Source organism: Sphingosinicella sp. CPCC 101087, from assembly GCF_004151485.1.
Lineage (GTDB): Bacteria > Pseudomonadota > Alphaproteobacteria > Sphingomonadales > Sphingomonadaceae > Allosphingosinicella.
Genome location: NZ_SBFF01000001.1, coordinates 124,853 through 141,018, shown reverse-complemented (window position 1 = coordinate 141,018; position 16,166 = coordinate 124,853). Strand labels below are relative to the sequence as shown.

The 16,166-nt window shown below is 67.2% G+C and carries 14 protein-coding genes and 2 pseudogenes; 9 read left to right on the top strand and 7 right to left on the bottom strand.

Annotation, left to right across the window (positions count from 1 at the left end; genetic code table 11):
* Positions 1 to 83: 83 nt before the first annotated feature.
* Entirely contained in the window at positions 84 to 2,423 is a 2,340-nt protein-coding gene (locus EKM57_RS00685; RefSeq protein ID WP_129790543.1) for a bifunctional diguanylate cyclase/phosphodiesterase, read from the bottom strand.
* A gap of 116 nt (positions 2,424 to 2,539) precedes the next feature.
* Complete coding sequence (locus EKM57_RS00680; RefSeq protein ID WP_243450859.1) at positions 2,540 to 4,207, bottom strand: fatty acyl-AMP ligase; 1,668 nt, start codon at positions 4,205 to 4,207, stop codon at positions 2,540 to 2,542.
* 343 nt (positions 4,208 to 4,550) lie between these two features.
* Here EKM57_RS00680 and EKM57_RS00675 point away from each other — a divergent pair, with 343 nt between their 5' ends.
* From EKM57_RS00675 to EKM57_RS00650, 6 genes and pseudogenes are all read left to right on the top strand, one after another.
* Positions 4,551 to 5,093: a regulatory protein RecX gene (locus tag EKM57_RS00675; protein WP_129790541.1), complete on the top strand. Its 543-nt coding sequence runs from the start codon at positions 4,551 to 4,553 to the stop codon at positions 5,091 to 5,093.
* Positions 5,094 to 5,163: 70 nt separating this feature from the next.
* On the top strand, positions 5,164 to 5,751 hold the full coding sequence (locus tag EKM57_RS00670; RefSeq protein WP_129790540.1) for a cold-shock protein: 588 nt from the start codon (positions 5,164 to 5,166) through the stop codon (positions 5,749 to 5,751).
* Positions 5,748 to 6,242, top strand: coding sequence for a DUF192 domain-containing protein (locus tag EKM57_RS00665; protein ID WP_243450834.1), 495 nt, complete (start codon positions 5,748 to 5,750; stop codon positions 6,240 to 6,242). The genes EKM57_RS00670 and EKM57_RS00665 overlap by 4 nt, the downstream gene beginning before the upstream one ends.
* A gap of 8 nt (positions 6,243 to 6,250) precedes the next feature.
* The gene (locus EKM57_RS00660) at positions 6,251 to 6,820 is read left to right on the top strand and encodes a GNAT family N-acetyltransferase (RefSeq protein WP_129790539.1); all 570 of its coding nucleotides are present in this window, start codon (positions 6,251 to 6,253) and stop codon (positions 6,818 to 6,820) included.
* Positions 6,821 to 6,831: 11 nt separating this feature from the next.
* Positions 6,832 to 7,212, top strand: coding sequence for an NADH:ubiquinone oxidoreductase subunit NDUFA12 (locus tag EKM57_RS00655; protein ID WP_129790538.1), 381 nt, complete (start codon positions 6,832 to 6,834; stop codon positions 7,210 to 7,212).
* Between the two features lie 4 nt (positions 7,213 to 7,216).
* Positions 7,217 to 7,612: pseudogene (locus tag EKM57_RS00650) on the top strand (DUF2155 domain-containing protein); the annotation flags it as partial.
* Between the two features lie 35 nt (positions 7,613 to 7,647).
* Here EKM57_RS00650 and aat read toward each other — a convergent pair.
* On the bottom strand, positions 7,648 to 8,406 hold the full coding sequence (gene aat / locus EKM57_RS00645; RefSeq protein ID WP_129790537.1) for a leucyl/phenylalanyl-tRNA--protein transferase: 759 nt from the start codon (positions 8,404 to 8,406) through the stop codon (positions 7,648 to 7,650).
* Between the two features lie 42 nt (positions 8,407 to 8,448).
* A complete protein-coding gene (gene arsC, locus EKM57_RS00640) occupies positions 8,449 to 8,796 on the bottom strand; it encodes an arsenate reductase (glutaredoxin) (RefSeq protein WP_129790536.1) in 348 nt (115 codons plus the stop codon).
* Between the two features lie 128 nt (positions 8,797 to 8,924).
* Between arsC and EKM57_RS00635 the strand changes: the two genes are divergently transcribed.
* Positions 8,925 to 10,448, top strand: coding sequence for a hypothetical protein (locus EKM57_RS00635; RefSeq protein WP_129790535.1), 1,524 nt, complete (start codon positions 8,925 to 8,927; stop codon positions 10,446 to 10,448).
* 71 nt (positions 10,449 to 10,519) lie between these two features.
* On the opposite strand, the gene accC is transcribed toward EKM57_RS00635, so the two are convergent.
* The 3 genes from accC to aroQ form a co-directional block, all read right to left on the bottom strand.
* Positions 10,520 to 11,866 (bottom strand): acetyl-CoA carboxylase biotin carboxylase subunit, encoded by a 1,347-nt coding sequence (accC, locus tag EKM57_RS00630; RefSeq protein ID WP_129790534.1) that lies wholly within the window; start codon positions 11,864 to 11,866, stop codon positions 10,520 to 10,522.
* A gap of 21 nt (positions 11,867 to 11,887) precedes the next feature.
* Entirely contained in the window at positions 11,888 to 12,376 is a 489-nt protein-coding gene (accB, locus tag EKM57_RS00625) for an acetyl-CoA carboxylase biotin carboxyl carrier protein (RefSeq protein WP_243450833.1), read from the bottom strand.
* Between the two features lie 91 nt (positions 12,377 to 12,467).
* Entirely contained in the window at positions 12,468 to 12,908 is a 441-nt protein-coding gene (aroQ, locus tag EKM57_RS00620) for a type II 3-dehydroquinate dehydratase (RefSeq protein WP_129790533.1), read from the bottom strand.
* Positions 12,909 to 12,962: 54 nt separating this feature from the next.
* On the opposite strand from aroQ, the pseudogene thiS reads away from it, so the two are divergent.
* Both thiS and EKM57_RS00605 read left to right on the top strand, forming a co-directional pair.
* Positions 12,963 to 13,954: pseudogene (gene thiS / locus EKM57_RS00610) on the top strand (sulfur carrier protein ThiS).
* 220 nt (positions 13,955 to 14,174) lie between these two features.
* Positions 14,175 to 16,160: a protein-L-isoaspartate(D-aspartate) O-methyltransferase gene (locus tag EKM57_RS00605; RefSeq protein WP_129790530.1), complete on the top strand. Its 1,986-nt coding sequence runs from the start codon at positions 14,175 to 14,177 to the stop codon at positions 16,158 to 16,160.
* Positions 16,161 to 16,166 lie beyond the last annotated feature (6 nt).

Sequence of the window (16,166 nt, the reverse complement as noted above, 5' to 3'; positions counted from 1 at the left end):
GATGCGGCGACGATGGCCCTGAGCCAGAGTGGGCGGTCCTTAGCCGTGCGCCTGTAGCAGCGCAAGGCCGGATTCCGCCGCCATCAGGCCGCGGCCCGGTTCCGGTTCTCGTCCAGCATCGACTTCGCAGCCGACGCCGAAACGGGCCTGGAAATGATATAGCCCTGGACGAGGTCGCATCCAAGGGTCCGCACCAGCTCGAGCTGTTCCTCGGTCGCGACGCCTTCCGCGACCGTCTTCATGCCAAGGCTGCCGGCGAGGGCCACGACGGCGCGGATGATGGCGGTGCTTTCAGGGTCGCTCGTCGACATTGCGTGGACGAAGCTGCGGTCGACTTTCAATGTGTCGAAATCGGCCTTGCGCAGATAGCCGAGCGAGGAATAGCCGGTCCCGAAATCGTCCATGGCGAGGCGGACGCCAAGGCTCTGAAGCTGCTGCAGCGCTCTTTGCGTCGCCCCGCTGAGCTCGAGGAAGATCGTCTCGGTGACCTCCAGCTCGAGCCGGTGCGGCTCGAGATTGGCCTGGGTCAGGGCCGACACCAGGGTGACGATGAAGCCCGGATCGCGCAGCTGTCGCGGCGACACGTTGACCGCAATCGCCACCTCGCTTGGCCAGGACGCCGCTTCGCGACAGGCGGCGCGTAGGACCCATTCGCCGATCCGCCCGAGCATTCCGGTCTCTTCGGCGATCGGGATGAACTTGCCCGGCGAGATCTGCCCGAGCTCGGGATTGTTCCAGCGCAGAAGCGCCTCGAAGCTCACGATGCGGCCGCTTGTCGCCTCGACCATCGGCTGGTAGTTGAGCGTGAACTCGCCGGCGTCGAGGGCGCCGTGCAGTGCCAGCTCGATCCTGCGCCTTTCCTCTGCGCGAGCATGGAGGCTCGGCTCGAAGAAGCTGATGTCGTTGCCGGGGCCGTCCTTGGCCCGATACAGCGCCAGGTCTGCGCTGCGGATCAGGTCCTCGACAGTCTCCCCGTCGCGCGGACCGATCGCCACGCCGATGCTGGCGCCGATGAAGAGGCGCTGCTCGCGGTAGAGGAATGGCCCCTGGAGCGCGCCGACCAGGGCCAGGCATAATTGCTCCAGCTCCGCGCGGCTCTCGATCTCGGGCACGACGATCGCGAATTCGTCGCCACCCAGCCGCCCGGCGGTCATCTCGTCCGAAACGACCGCCTCCAGGCAGCGCGAAACCTGCTGCAGGAGGTGGTCGCCGGCAATGTGGCCGAGCGAATCGTTGATCGCCTTGAACCGGTCGAGGTCGATCAGCAGCACCGCGCATTCCTCGCCGCGCGCCTTGCTGGTCTCCAGCGCGTCGCTGAGATTCTCGAGCAGCTGCAGCCGGTTGGGGAGACCTGTGAGGGCGTCGTGCCGAGCCATGTGGGCGATGCGGTCGGCCGCAAGACGCGCCTGCGTGACGTCGGAGCCGACACCGCGATATCCGATGAAGCGCCCGCTCTTGTTGAAGGTCGGCCGCGCCGAAACTTCGATGTTCCTGACCGCGTCTCCGGCCTGCACCGGAATGACCAGCTCGGTGATCGGCTCCCGCCGCGCGATTGCCGACTCTGCGGTGGCGAGCGCGCGCCGGAGCGACTGGTCGTGGCGCGGCACTGGTTTCAGAAGGTCGAGAAAGGCGGTGCCTTCCAGTTCTTCGGGGCTTCGGCCGATCGCGCGGGCGAAGCGCGCCGACACGTTCTGCAGGTTCAGCTTGGCGTTGGTCTGCCAAAGCCAGTCGGCGTCGCTGCTCTCGAACTCGCGCAAGAGTAGCCTCACCGTCTCCTGCCGCTCCTCGAGCATCAGGTCGAGGCACTTGCGCTGCATGAAGGCGCGGCCGTTGATCACCACCATCGCCAGCATCGCTGCCGTGTAGATCGGGCCGATCGCGGCAATGAGCAGCGAGTCCGTCGTCATCAGCATGCGGGTCACCGCGATCCCCATGATCAGCACGTAGGGCGCGGCGGCGGCGGCGACCGGTGCGAAGATGAAGGCGGCGCCGGCCATCATCGTTGCGGTGATGACGCAGATTCCGAGCTGCTGCGAGTGCGAGGCGAACTCGAAGAAATAGCGCGCGGGGAACGCCCACACGAAGCCGAACATCACGCTGTGATAGGCCGCGCGGTTCAGCGTCTGGCGCGGGATGGAATGGATCGCCCGACGGCGCAGCCTGGCTCGGGTCCGCGAGATGGCGTGCATGAGCAGGAACAGGCTGAACAGCCACAAGGCGATGTGGACCGACGTCGCGCGGCCCAGCATCATATAGGCGATCAGGAGCGCATTGAACGTCTGCCCCCAGGCAGCGATCTCCATCGCCCGCCCCATTTCGATGAGCTGAGCGGCGCGCACCCGTCCCCATCCCCGGCTGCCGGGAGGGGCGGCGCGGTTGAAGACGACCTTCCAGTCGAGCTTGGGAAGGCTTTTCTCGGTCATGGCCCTCTCGGAGAGCCGATCTTGCTCCCCTTCGGGAATCCTAGCCGTCAAAGCGTTAGGGAAGGGTTATCCCAACCGTCCGGAAAAGAGCGGGCCGCGGGCGCTAGCTCGCGAGCTCAGGCGGCGATGTCATAGGTCTGGATCTCGCCGGAGAGGTAGAGGTTGCGCGCCTTGGCGCGCGAGAGCTTGCCCGAACTGGTCCGCGGGAGCGAGCGAGGCGGCACGAGCTCGACCACGCAATTGATGCCGGTGATTGCGCGGACCCGTTCGCGGATGATCGACCGAAGCCGTCCGCGCTCCGCAAGATCGGACGTGCGGCACTGGACCAGCACCGCGGGAGTTTCCTCGCCGCCCGGAGTGGTGATCGAAAAAGCGGCGATGTCGCCGGCCTTGAATCCCGGCAGCTGCTCCACCGCCCATTCGATGTCCTGGGGCCAGTGATTCTTGCCGTTGATGATGATCATGTCCTTGGCGCGGCCGACGATGTAGAGATAGCCGTCCGACATGTAGCCCATGTCGCCCGTGTCCAGCCAGCCGTCGGCGTCGAGGCAGGCCGCCGTCGCCGCTTCGTCGCGGAAATAGCCGGCCATGACCGATGGTCCGCGGCAATGGACCTTGCCGATCTCGCGCTCGGCCAATCGGCTGCCGTCGTCGCCGCGTATCTCAATCTCCATGTCGCGCACCGGCTTGCCGCAGTTGACGACCGCCCGGTAGCGCTGCGGCCGGTCGCGTTCGCCCGGGCCGCCGCCGGCGAGCAGGGTCTCCTCGACCATCTCCACGACGATGCCTTCGCCGGGAGGCATGACCGATACGGCCAGCGTGGCTTCGGCGAGGCCGTAACTCGGCAGGAAGCTCGACGCCTTGAAGCCGGCGGGCGCGAAGGTGTCGACGAAGGTCTGCATGACGTCCGGCCGGATCATGTCCGCGCCATTGCCCGCCACCCGCCAGCGCGAGAGATCGAAGCGCTCGGCGACGTTGGTTTGGCTCGACACGCGGCGCGCGCAAATGTCGTAGCCGAACGTCGGCGAATAGCTCATCGTCGTGCCCTGGTTGCGGCTGACGAGGTCGAGCCAGGCGAGCGGCCGGCGCGCGAAATCCTCGGTCTTGAGATAGTCGGCCGACATCTGATTGCCCACGATCGACAGCAGGCAGCCGACCAGCCCCATGTCATGGTAGAAGGGGAGCCACGAGACGCCGCGGTCGCCGGGGCCGATCTTCATGCTGTGGGCGTGCGCCGCCAGGTTGCTGAGCAAGGCGCGATGGGTGACCGCGACGCCATGCGGGAAGCGCGTCGATCCGCTCGAATATTGAAGATAGGCGATGTCGTCGGGCTTGGCCTGCGGGAGCGGACAGGATGCCGCATCGACCGCGCTGAAAAGGGTCCAGTCGCTGCTTTCGATGCCGATTCGCTCGGCCGCCGCGGAGGCGAGGCCGTCCAGCTCAGAGGGGTAGAGAAGCATCCGCGGATCGGCGCTGCGAAGCTGGGTCGCGAGCTGGTCTATATAGGCGTCGCGGCCGCCGAACGAGGTCGGCAGCGGCAGCGGCACCGGCCAGGCGCCCGCGTAGAGCGCGCCGAAGAAGAGGGCGACGAATTCGGGTGCGGTCTCGGCGAGCAGGGCGACCCGGTCGGCCGGCTCGACGCCTCGGGCGATCAGCCGGGCGGCCGCGGCGAGCGCGTCTTCGCGCACTTCGGAAAAGGGGTAGGCGCGGACCAGGCGCCCGCGCGCGTCGTGGAAATTCAGGCCGCGCACGCCCTGTGCCGCATAATCCAGCGCCTCCGGCATCGTGTCGAAGTCGGAATAGCGGCGCGGCAGCGCGTCGTCGGTCGGCGTCGGTTGCGGTTCTGGGCCGGCCGCACCTTCGTCCGGCTTTCCCCGGCCTTCATGCTCAAGCACGTCTGGGTGAATCCTCATTCATCGGCATCGCTGCGGATCTCGTCCGCCCGCGACACGTCTCCTCGTTCCTTGTCGGACGACATGACCAGGCCCGCAGTGCCCTGCACCGTAAAGCCGTGTCTGCGGGACACGGCGACCTGTTCTATCCATGCCCTCATAGATCGCGTCCGCTACCGGTTCGCTCCCTACTCGCCAAGGCGCGTTCATAATCCGGCTCGACTGTGGCACAAACATGGCGGTGAATCAGCCCCAACGTAGAAAGGATCGCCCGCCGCTCGACCAGGCCGGCCTGGAACAAGCGGCCCTGGGCTATGTCGGGCGCTATGCCACGAGCCGAGCCCGTCTCACAGCCTATCTGGAACGCAAGCTGCGCGATCGCGGCTGGGCCGGCGAGGCCGCCCCGCCATTGGAGGAGCTGGTCGAGCGGATGGCCGCCCTCGGCTATGTCGACGATCGCGCCTTCGCCGCCGCCCGTGCCGCCTCGCTTGCCCGGCGCGGCTACGGCGTGCGCCGCGTCGCCGACGCACTGCGTGCGGCCGGAATCGACGAGGAGGATGGCGCGGAGGCGCGCGAAGCGGCGCGAAGGGGCGCCTGGGCGGCGGCGCTCCGCTTCGCCGAGCGGCGCCGGATCGGTCCTTTCGCGCGAGCCGAGCCGAGCCGGGAGGAGCGCGAGAAGGCTTTCGGCGCCCTGCTGCGCGCCGGTCATTCGCCGGATGTGGCGCGTCGCCTGGCACAGGCCAGTCCGGGCGCAGTCCCGGAAGCGGACGATGGCTGAACGGCAATGGTTCACAAAAGGCGAAACCATGTTACTTCTACGGTAAACCATGGTTGATCGGCCGTTGATTATGTCGCGTCAGGAGATGGCAGTCGGGCAAAGTGCCGCTCCGCCGGAAGGCGGCGCTTCGTCGCGCGACGAGGAGGGGCTGCTCAAGCTCACCGGCGTGGTCAAATGGTTCGATGCGACCCGCGGCTTCGGCTTCGTCGTCAGCGACGCCGCGAAGGGGGACATCCTGGTCCATTTCAGCGTGCTCAAGGAGCATGACCGCCGCAGCCTTCCCGAAGGGGCGGTGGTGGAATGCCTCGTGGCCGAGCAGGAACGCGGCCTGCAGGCCCGCAAGGTCCTAAGCATCGACCTCAGCAAGGCGATCGGTCCCGAGCTGGCGCGCGGGCAGGGCGGCAATGCCGACCGGATCGATCCATCGGCCTTGCTCGACGAGGCGGGACCGTTCGAGCCGGTTCGGGTGAAATGGTTCAACCGCTTGCGCGGCTATGGCTTCCTGGTGCGCGACGAAGACGAATCCGTCGACATTTTCGTGCACATGGAGACGGTGCGCCGCGGCGGCCTCGCCGACCTGCTGCCGGATCAGCCTCTGCGGGCGCGTGTCGCCGTCGGGCGCAAGGGGCCGCTTGCCGTGGAGGTCGAGTCGCGGTGACCGTGAAGCTCGCGGCCGCGGCCATGGTCGCGCTCGCGCTCATGGCCTGCCGCGCCGAGCCCATCGCCAGTGTTTCCGCGCCGGCGCCGGCGCCGGCGCGAACGGCGCCTTCCGGTCTGGATCTCGTTGCGCTGGAAATTCGCAGCGGCGGCCGGGTCCATCCCTTCACGGTGGAGGTCGCGCGCACCTCGGACGAGCAGGCGCGTGGTCTGATGTTCCGGGAGGCGCTCGGGCCGGATGAAGGCATGATCTTCCCGTTCCAGCCGCCACGCCCGGCGAGTTTCTGGATGCGCAACACCCTGATCCCTCTCGATATACTGTTCGTCCGCCAGGACGGGACAATCGCCCGCATTGCTGCCAATGCGGCGCCGATGTCGGAGGATTCGATCACCTCCGGCGGCGAGCCCGTCGCCGCGGTGCTCGAGCTTCGGGGAGGCCGCGCGGGCGAGTTGGGCATAAGGGAAGGCGACCGGGTAAGTTGGCCCGGCTGAGGGGCTTCATGGGCAAGCCAGCCGACGAGATCCGCACCGAACGCCTGCTGCTCCGGCGCGCGCGACCGGGCGACCTGGCCGCCATTCATGCGATCCTCGGGCATCCCCGCGCAATGCGTTATTGGTCGACGCCGCCGCACCGGAGCCTAGGCGAGACGCGTGAGTGGCTGGAGAGCATGATCGCCGCGCCTCCCGGGGAAAGCGAAGATTTCGTGATCGAGCATGAGGGGCAGGTAATCGGCAAGGCCGGCTGCTGGCGCCTTCCCGAGATCGGCTACATCCTTCATCCCGGATATTGGGGCCGCGGCTTGGCGCGGGAGGCGCTCGCCGCCGTCATTCCCCGTCTCTTCGCGCGCTTTGCGATCCCTGCGATTACGGCCGACGTCGACCCGCGCAACCTGCCGTCTCTCGCCCTGCTTCGCCGGCTCGGCTTCGTCGAGACCGGTCGAGCGGAGCGGACCTGGCTGATCGGCAACGAATATTGCGACAGCATCTATCTCGCCCTGCCGCGAAAGGATGGGCCGCCGGACGCGGAAGCGAAGACAGGAAACTTGCGCGCGCCCGATGGAAGGCGCTAGGCGCTCCCGCCATGGGCTTCTTCAAGAATCTCTTCACCTGGTGGGAAGGCGCGACCCTCGGTACCGCGCTGTTCAGCTGGCGTCACGGCCGCAAGGTCGGCGAGGATTCGCTCGGCAACGTCTATATGCAGGCGAAGGCGGGCGACCGGCGCTGGGTGATGTACAATGGCTCGAACGACGTCAGCCGTGTCCCGCCCGAATGGTATGCCTGGCTCACCCGCCAGATCGAGGACGTGCCCGATCGGTCATTGCCGCCGCCTCCGAAATTCCTGAAGCCGCCGGTGCCGAACCTCACCGGCACGCCGCTCGCTTACCGCCCGTCGGGCGCGCTCGAGCGGGGTGGCCAGCGCCAGGCCGCTAGCGGCGACTATCAGGCATGGACGCCCGATTGAGCGCATGACGGCGCGCCGGTCATTTTGGGTCGTGGCGGCTTTGCTCGTCGCAAGCGGCTGCGGCCCGGGCGGTGCGCCGGAGCGCGATGTCGAAGCCGACAACGAGATGATCGAGACCGTGGACGTCCCGCAGACGGTGACCGATGTCGAGCCGGGGACGACGCCCATGGCGCAGCGAGTCGCCGTGCTCGGGCTCCTCAACAAGCGCAACGGCCTCTCGCGCGATCTCACGCTGCGTCCCGGCCAGGCGGTGCGGGTCGGCGACGTCATCGTGCGGCTGCGCGCCTGCGAGACGACCGCGCCGTGGGAAGTGCAGTCGCTCACCGGCGCGTTCGTCCAGGTCGACGTTCGCAATCCCCAGGGTCAGTTCCAGCGCGTCTTCTCGGGCTGGTTGTATCGCGAGTCGCCGTCGCTGAACGTGGTCGAACATCCGGTCTACGACGTTTGGCCCAAGAGCTGCGCGATGACCCATCCCTCGGGCGCCGAGCCGGCCGAACGCCCGGCGAGCAGCCGGTCGAGCGCGCCGAACTCGGCGGCGCCGGAGCCTGTGGCCGAACCGGCCCCGGCGGAACCTTCGGCGAATGGCGAAGCGGCCGCGGAATCGCCGGCCGAAGTGCCGCCGAGCGCCGAGGCCAACAGCGTCAGATAGTCCGATTGGGGAATTTCGACGGCGCCGAGCCGGCGAAGATGCTCGGTCATGAACTGACAGTCGAGCAGCTGGAACCCGCCGACGATCAGCCGGGCGACCAGCCAGGCCAGCGCCACCTTGGACGCGTCGGTCCGTTTCGAGAACATGCTTTCGCCGAAGAAGGCTGCGCCGAGTCGAACCCCGTAGAGGCCGCCGACCAGATCCCGTCCGCGCCCAGCCTCCGTCTCCCAGACCTCGATCGAATGGGCGTGGCCGGAGCTGTGTAGCAGGTTGTAGCTGCGCTCGATCGGCTCGTTGATCCAGGTGTCCTCGCGATCGGCGCAATGCCGTACCACTTCCGGAAAGGCGCGATCGAGCGTGACCTCGAAACGCCCCGAACGCAAAGTCTTGCGCAGTGATCTTGAGAGATGGAATCGGTCGAGCGGAATGACGGCCCGCCGCCGCGGCTCGACCCAGTAGACATCGCGGGCGTCACGGCTGTCCGACATTGGGAACACGCCGATCGCGTAGGCGCGCAAAAGCAGGTCGGGATCGAGGACCGACATCGGGCGCATCTTACGCCGCGCCGCTCGGGCTTCCCAGTGCCCTCAGAGGATTTCGCGCACCTTTTCCTGAGGTCGGCACAGGCGCACGCCTTTGTCCGTCTCGACCAGCGGGCGCTCGATGAGGATCGGATTTTCGACCATGGCGTCGAGGATCGCATTGTCGCTGACCGGGCCCTCGACAAGGTCCAGGTCGCCCGCCAGCGCCTCCTTCGCTCGCAATCCCTCGCGCGGCCTGATCCCGGCACGCTCGTACAGGCGCTTCAGCTCGGCCTTGTCGGGCGGCGTCTTCAGATATTCCACGACGGTCACGTCCGCTCCGGATTCCTTGAGAATATCCAGCGTCTTGCGCGAAGTTCCGCATTTCGGATTGTGGTAGATCGTCGCCTTCATATCGCCTTCCATTCTTGTCGCGCGGTCCATAGCGGATTTTGGCCGGGCGAGGGAGGGTCGGTAACCATGCAGCGGAGCCCTGCGTCGATCCTCGAAGCATGGTAGGGCTACGGGCGGAGGGGCCGGCCATGAAGCAAGCTGTCGTCGTCATCCACGGCATGGGCGAGCAGATCCCGATGGAGACCCTGGTCTCCTTCGTCGACGCGACCTGGACGACGGACGAGAGCCTGGTCGATCGGGGCAAGCCCGATCCGGACACCGGGGCCAGGCGAAGGCGCAACGCCTCCTGGAGCAAGCCCGATCGGCGCAACCGCAGCTTCGAGCTGCGGGTGATCACCACCGAGACCGGGAAGAATCGCAAGCGCACCGACTTTTACGAATTCTACTGGGCCCATCACATGGTCGACACGACCTGGGCCCATGTCCGGGGCTGGCTCCTCGAGCTCATGCTGCGAAATCCCTTCACCCGGGTGCCGCCACGGCTGATGTCCGTCTGGATCCTGCTCTGGGCCGTGGCGGCCGGCGCACTGGCCCTCGCCACCCTTCAGCTCGGTGCCGGAGACGGGAACGAGTCGTCGTGGCGCGGCGCGATGCTGGTCGCTGCGGTGACCGCCGCGATCGGCTGGCTCACCGGGTTCCTGGTCCGCTATTTCGGCGACGTGGCCCGCTACGTGAAAGCGAAGCCGGCCAACGTCGCCCGCCGCCAGGAAATCCGCGAGGAAGGCGTTCAGCTGCTCGAAACGCTGATGGGGGTCCGGTCGGACAGCCGGAAAGGCAAGTCGGAATATGACCGCATCGTCGTCGTCGGCCACTCGCTCGGCAGCATCGTGGCGTATGACATCCTGACCCACGCGTTCGCGCGCATCCACGATATCGCGGACAAGTCCGGCGCCGTTCCAGAGGAGCAGCCGGCGCGCCTTCGCCTGGAGGATGCCATTCGGCGCGCGGCCGGAATGGCGACCGTGGCTCCGCCGAGGGGCGAGGACGGAGGCTCGCGCTCGGCGGATGTCGAAACACGGCCTGTTCCGCCGGAGGGGCTGCCGCTCTCCTGGTCGATCGAGGAATTTCAGGAAATGCAGGCGCAGGCGTTGGGTGAGCTCAATCGCACCGGCAATCCCTGGATCGTGAGCGATTTCGTCACTCTAGGATCGCCGCTCACGCATGCCGAGTTTCTGTTGGCGCGCGACCGCGCCCGCCTTGCCGAGGCGAAGAGGCAACGCCAGCTTCCCTCCTGTCCGCCAACGCTCGAATATGACCGTTCGACACGTCTCCACCATTTCACGTACCGGCCGGATTCGCTGCGCCGGATCGGGGACTCCCATGATCCGGAAGCGCCGCGGGTTCCGCACCATGCCGCATTGTTCGCTTACACGCGCTGGTCGAACATCTACTCGCCGAGCCGCTTCGTCGCCTGGGGCGACATCATCTCCGGTCCGCTGGGTTCGATCTTCGGCCTCGAATCGAGCGGTGGGACCGTGAAGGGCATACGCGATATCGCTGTCCTGCCCGCGCTGGACGAGGCGGGAAAGCGGATCGAAGGCGAGCGACGCCCCTTCTTCACCCACACCGGTTATTGGAAGCTGGGGCGCGTCGGATCGCCGCTTCCCCGGCACATCGCGAGGCTGCGGGAAGCTCTTCGGCTGGGAGATTGAGGCCAACGCTTGGTCGCGGTTCCGTTCCAGAATGGCTGCCCGATCGCCGGGGCCTATCCCTGACAGACGGTTCATTCCTCGCGCGCGAGCCACTCCTCCAGCCACTTGATCGTATAGTCGCCGCGCTGGAACTCGGGATCCTCGATCAGCGCCTGGTGGAGCGGAATCGTGGTCTTGACGCCGTCGACGACGAACTCCTCCAGCGCCCGGCGAAGCCGCCGCATCGCGCCGTCGCGGGTAAAGCCCCACACGATCAACTTGGCGATCATGCTGTCGTAATAAGGCGGTACCCGATAGCCGGAGTAGAGACCGCTATCGACCCGTACATGCAGGCCGCCCGGGGCGTGGAACTGCCTGACCAGGCCTGGAGAGGGGGCGAAGGTCTGAGGATCCTCGGCGTTGATCCGGCATTCGATGGCGTGGCCGCGAAACTCGACGTCCTGCTGGCGCAAGGTCAGCGGCTCGCCGTCGGCGATCCGGATCTGCTCGCGCACCAGGTCGAGCCCGGTGATTGCCTCGGTAACCGGATGCTCGACCTGAAGGCGGGTGTTCATCTCGATGAAGAAGAACTCGCCATTCTCGTAGAGGAACTCGATGGTGCCGGCGCCGCGATAACCCATGTCCGCCATCGCCTTCGCGACGAGCCCGCCCATATGCTCGCGCTGCTCGGGCGTCACGACCGGGGAGGGCGCCTCCTCCAGCACCTTCTGGTGGCGGCGCTGCAGCGAGCAGTCGCGTTCGCCGAGATGGATGGCGTTCCCGTTGCCGTCGCCGAACACCTGGAACTCGATGTGACGCGGATTGCCGAGATATTTCTCGATATAGACGGTGTCGTCGCCGAACGCGGCCTTCGCCTCCTGGCGGGCTTGCGCCATCTGGCTGTCGAGCTCGGCCTCGGACCGGACGATCTTCATTCCGCGTCCGCCGCCGCCTGACGCGGCCTTGACTAGGAGCGGATAGCCGGTCTGCGCCGCTACGGCCCGCGCTTCCTGCGGCCCTTCGACCGGCCCGTCGGAACCCGGCACGAGCGGCAGCCCCAGCTTGGCGGCGGTCCGCTTGGCCTCGACCTTGTCGCCCATCACGCGGATATGCTCGGGCTTCGGGCCGATCCAGATGATGCCGTGGCTTTCGACGATTTCGGCGAAGCGGGCATTTTCGGAGAGAAAGCCGTAGCCGGGATGGATCGCGTCGGCGTGCGAGATTTCGGCGGCCGAGATGATGTTGGGGATGTTCAGATAGGACTCGCCGGCCGGCGGCGGCCCGATGCAGACCGTCTCGTCGGCGAGGCGGACGTGCATCGCGTCGGTGTCCGCCGTCGAATGGACGGCGACCGTCCGGATGCCCATCTCGTGACAGGCGCGGTGGATGCGAAGCGCGATTTCGCCGCGATTGGCGATCAGGACCTTCTGGATGGCCATGTCAGTGGGCCGCCACCGCCGTCACTCTATGATCACCAGCGGCTGGTCGAACTCGACCGGCTGCGCGTCCTGCACCAGGACCTGCTTCACCGTTCCCGCCTTGGGCGCGTGGATGGCGTTCATGACCTTCATCGCCTCCACGATCAGCAGCGTATCGCCGGCCGCGACGGTCGCCCCGGGGGACACGAAGGGGGGCCCGCCCGGCTCGGAGGAGAGATAGACGGTCCCGACCATGGGCGCCTTGACCGCGCCTGGATGGCTCGCGGCGTCCTGGACAGCGTCGGCCGGAGCGGCAGCGGGTGCCGCCACCGCGGGTGCCGCCGCCGCGGCGACTGGAGCCGCAGCCACGGCAGGGGCGGCGGCGGTGAGCTTGCGCTTTACCACCACACGCCGCTCGCCATCCTCCACTTCGATCTCGCTGAGATCCTTTTCCGCAAGCAAGTCGGCGAGCTGGCGAATCAGCCCGGTATCGACCCGCATCGCGTCGTCGGAACGCTTGTCTTCGCTCATCGAATCCTCATTACCCCTGTTGGTCGCCGGTGCCCTCGGGTGCAGCGGACGGCCTCTCGATCGGGCCCGTCGGCAAACCGCGCGCTCACTGTCAGAGACGAGCGGCCGCGTCCAGAGCCAGTTCGTAGCCCAGCGCACCCAGGCCGGCGATGGTTCCGCGCGCTACCGACGCGATATAGCTGTGGTGCCGGAACGGCTCGCGCGCCTGCGGATTGGACAAATGCACTTCGATCACCGGTAGTCCGATGGCCTTCACCGCATCGTGCAGCGCGACCGAGGTATGGGTGAATGCCGCGGCATTGATGATGACCGCCTTCGCCCCCTGCAGGCGCGCCTCGTGCAGCCAGTCGACGAGATGGCCTTCATGGTTCGATTGGCGGATCTCGAGCCTGACACCGAGCGCTCCGGCACGTTCCTCGAGCCGCTCGGCGATGTCGTCGAGCGTATCGGATCCGTAGATTTCCGGCTCCCGCAGCCCGAGCAGGTTGAGGTTCGGTCCGTTGAGGACGTAGATGAGCGGTGGCGTCGCCATTTCAGGTCCCTATATGACGCCCGTCCCGCAAGCGCAAAGGCAAGGCAGGTAGGCATGATCCAGGACGGCACGCTCTCGATCCGAGTGAACGGGGAGCATCGCAGGGTGCGCGCCGGAATGACGGTGGCCGAGCTGGCCCTCGAACTCGGGCTTGAGCCGGCCAAGGTGGCGGTGGAGCGCAACCTGGAAATCGTTCCCAGGTCGACCCTGGGCCACGTCATGGTCGAGGATGGCGACGAGTTTGAGATCGTCACGTTCGTGGGCGGAGGCTGAACGTGACGGACGGATGGGAAGTTGCGGGCCGCCGCTTCACCTCGCGGCTGATCGTCGGCACCGGCAAGTATAGGGATTTCGAGCAGAATGCGGCGGCGGTCGAGGCATCGGGCGCCGAGATCGTGACGGTCGCGGTGCGCCGAGTGAACATCTCGGACCCGAGCCAGCCGCTGCTGACCGACCATATCGATCCCAAACGCTATACCTATCTGCCGAACACGGCCGGTTGCTTCACCGCCGACGAGGCGATCCGCACGCTTCGCCTTGCGCGGGAGGCGGGCGGATGGGATCTGGTGAAACTCGAGGTGCTCGGCGAGGCAAGAACGCTGTATCCCGATATGCGCGAGACCCTGAAGGCGACCGAGATCCTGGTGAAGGAGGGCTTCCTCCCCATGGTCTATTGCGTCGACGATCCGATCGCCGCGAAGCAGCTCGAGGAGGCCGGCGCGGTGGCGATCATGCCGCTGGGCGCGCCGATCGGATCGGGGCTCGGCATCCAGAACAGGGTCACGATCCGGCTGATCGTTGAAGGAGCGACGGTCCCGGTGCTGGTCGACGCAGGCGTCGGCACCGCGTCGGATGCCAGCGTGGCGATGGAATTGGGCTGCGACGGCGTGCTGATGAACACGGCCATTGCCGAGGCCAAGGATCCCGTGAGGATGGCCCGGGCGATGAAGCTCGCCGTCGAAAGCGGCCGGCTCGCTTATCTCGCCGGCCGGATGGGCCAGCGCCGCTACGCCGATCCGTCGAGCCCGCTCGCCGGGCTGATCTAGGTCCGGCCCCAGGCCAGGTCAGCGCGCCAACCCGTCGCCGCTTCACCTTCGACCAGGTCCGCTCAGGCGTGAGCCGCATACCGTCGCCGCAGCCGCGGCAGGCGCCCCGTCGCGCCGCGAAGCTGGGCGACCGCCTCTGCCAGATCGGAGCGCGACGGCGCCCGTCGCACGATCGGAACGTCTCTCGCCTCGGCAGGTTCTTGGGGAAGGGAGGCTTTTCATGGCCGACTTCACCCAGGCCCGCGAGCAGATGGTGGTCCGGCAGATTGCCGCGCGCGGCATCGCCGACCGGCATCTCCTCGCCGCGATGCGCGAAGTGCCTCGGCATGAATTCGTTCCCGCCGACATGGCGGCCATGGCCTATGAGGATTCGCCGCTGCCGATAGAGGCCGGCCAGACCATCTCCCAGCCTTATATCGTCGCGTTGATGATCGACGCGGCGGAGGTGGCCCCCGGAGACAAGGTGCTCGAAATCGGCGCCGGCTCCGGCTACGCCGCCGCGGTGATGGGGCGGATCGCCGATCGCGTGGTGGCGATCGAGCGGCATGGCGAGTTGGCCGAAATCGCGGCTTCGCGGATGAGGCGCCTGGGCTACGACAATGTCGAGATCGTCCAGGGCGACGGTTCGAAGGGCTGGTCTGCGGAGGCGCCCTATGAAGCGATCGTCGCCGCCGCCAGCGGCAGCCACGTCCCCGAAGCGCTGCTTCGTCAATTGTCGATCGGCGGCACGCTGGTCATGCCGGTCGGGGAGCCGTCGGCGGTCCAGAATCTGGTCAAGGTCACCCGGACGGCCGAAGACGATTTCGAACAGGAGGATCTCGGCCCGGTGCGCTTCGTGCCGCTGATCGGCGAGCATGGCTGGCGCGACACGAGCCGCGAATCCGGCCGGCCGCGGCCACGCTCGATCGAGGAGCGGATCAACCAGGCCGCCGAGATCCTGCCCGATTTCGAGGATCCGGATTTCGCCGCCGCCTTCGATCGATTCGGCGATGCGCGCGTCGTCCTGCTGGGCGAGGCCAGCCACGGTACGTCCGAATTTTACCGCGCGCGGGCACTCGTGACCGAGCGACTGGTGCGCCACCATGGCTTCAACATTGTCGCGGTCGAGGCCGACTGGCCCGACGCGGCCTTTGTCGATCGCTACATCCGCCATCGGGAAGCGAGGGAGGAGGAGGGCGCGTCCGCTGAGGATGCGCCGTTTCAGCGCTTCCCGACGTGGATGTGGCGCAACACCGACGTGGACGCCTTCATTCGCCGGCTGCGTTCCTGCAATGAGGGGCGCTATGCGGAAGAGATGGTCGGCTTCTACGGGCTCGACCTCTACAATCTCGGTGGCTCGATCCGCGCCGTGATCGACTATCTCGACGACGTGGATCCCGACGCGGCCGCGCTGGCGCGCGAGCGCTACGGGTGCCTTCAGCCCTGGAGCCGCAATCCGGCGCTCTATGGCCAGCTTGCGATCAGCGAGGGCTATGCCCGCTGCGAGGATGGTGTCGTCGAGATGCTGCGCGAGCTCCAGCGCAAGCGCCTGGAATATGCCGCCCTCGACGGCGAGGAATGGCTGGACGCCGCCGCCAATGCGCGGTTGGTCAAGAATGCGGAGGGCTATTACCGCGCCATGTACCGGGGCGCGGCGGAGAGCTGGAACCTGCGCGATACCCACATGTTCGAAACCCTCTCCCAGCTGCTTGAGGCGAAGGGCCCGGGAGCGAAGGCCGTGGTGTGGGCCCACAACAGCCATATCGGCAACGCCGCCTATACGGAAATGGGTCAGGTCCGCGAGGAACTGAATATCGGGCAGCTGGTGAAGGAGCGCTTCGGAGAGCAAGCCCGCCTGGTCGGGTTCGGCACCCATAGCGGCACCGTTGCCGCCGCCACCGATTGGGACCGCCCGATGGAGATCAAGGCGGTCCGGCCAGCGCTTCCGGGCAGCTATGAGCGGCTGAGCCACGACAGCGGCGTTCCGCGCTTTCTGCTCGACCTGCGCGGGCCAGGCGAGCTGCGCGAGGCGCTGATGGAGCCGCGACTCGAGCGCTTCATCGGCGTCATCTACCGCCCGGAGACGGAACGCTGGAGCCATTATGCCGAGGCGATTCTGCCGATGCAATTCGACGCCTGGGTCTGGTTCGACGAGACCGAGGCTGTGACGCCGCTGCCGGTCGAGCAGCGCCCAGGCGAAGACGAGACCTACCCGTTCGGACTCTGACCGGCC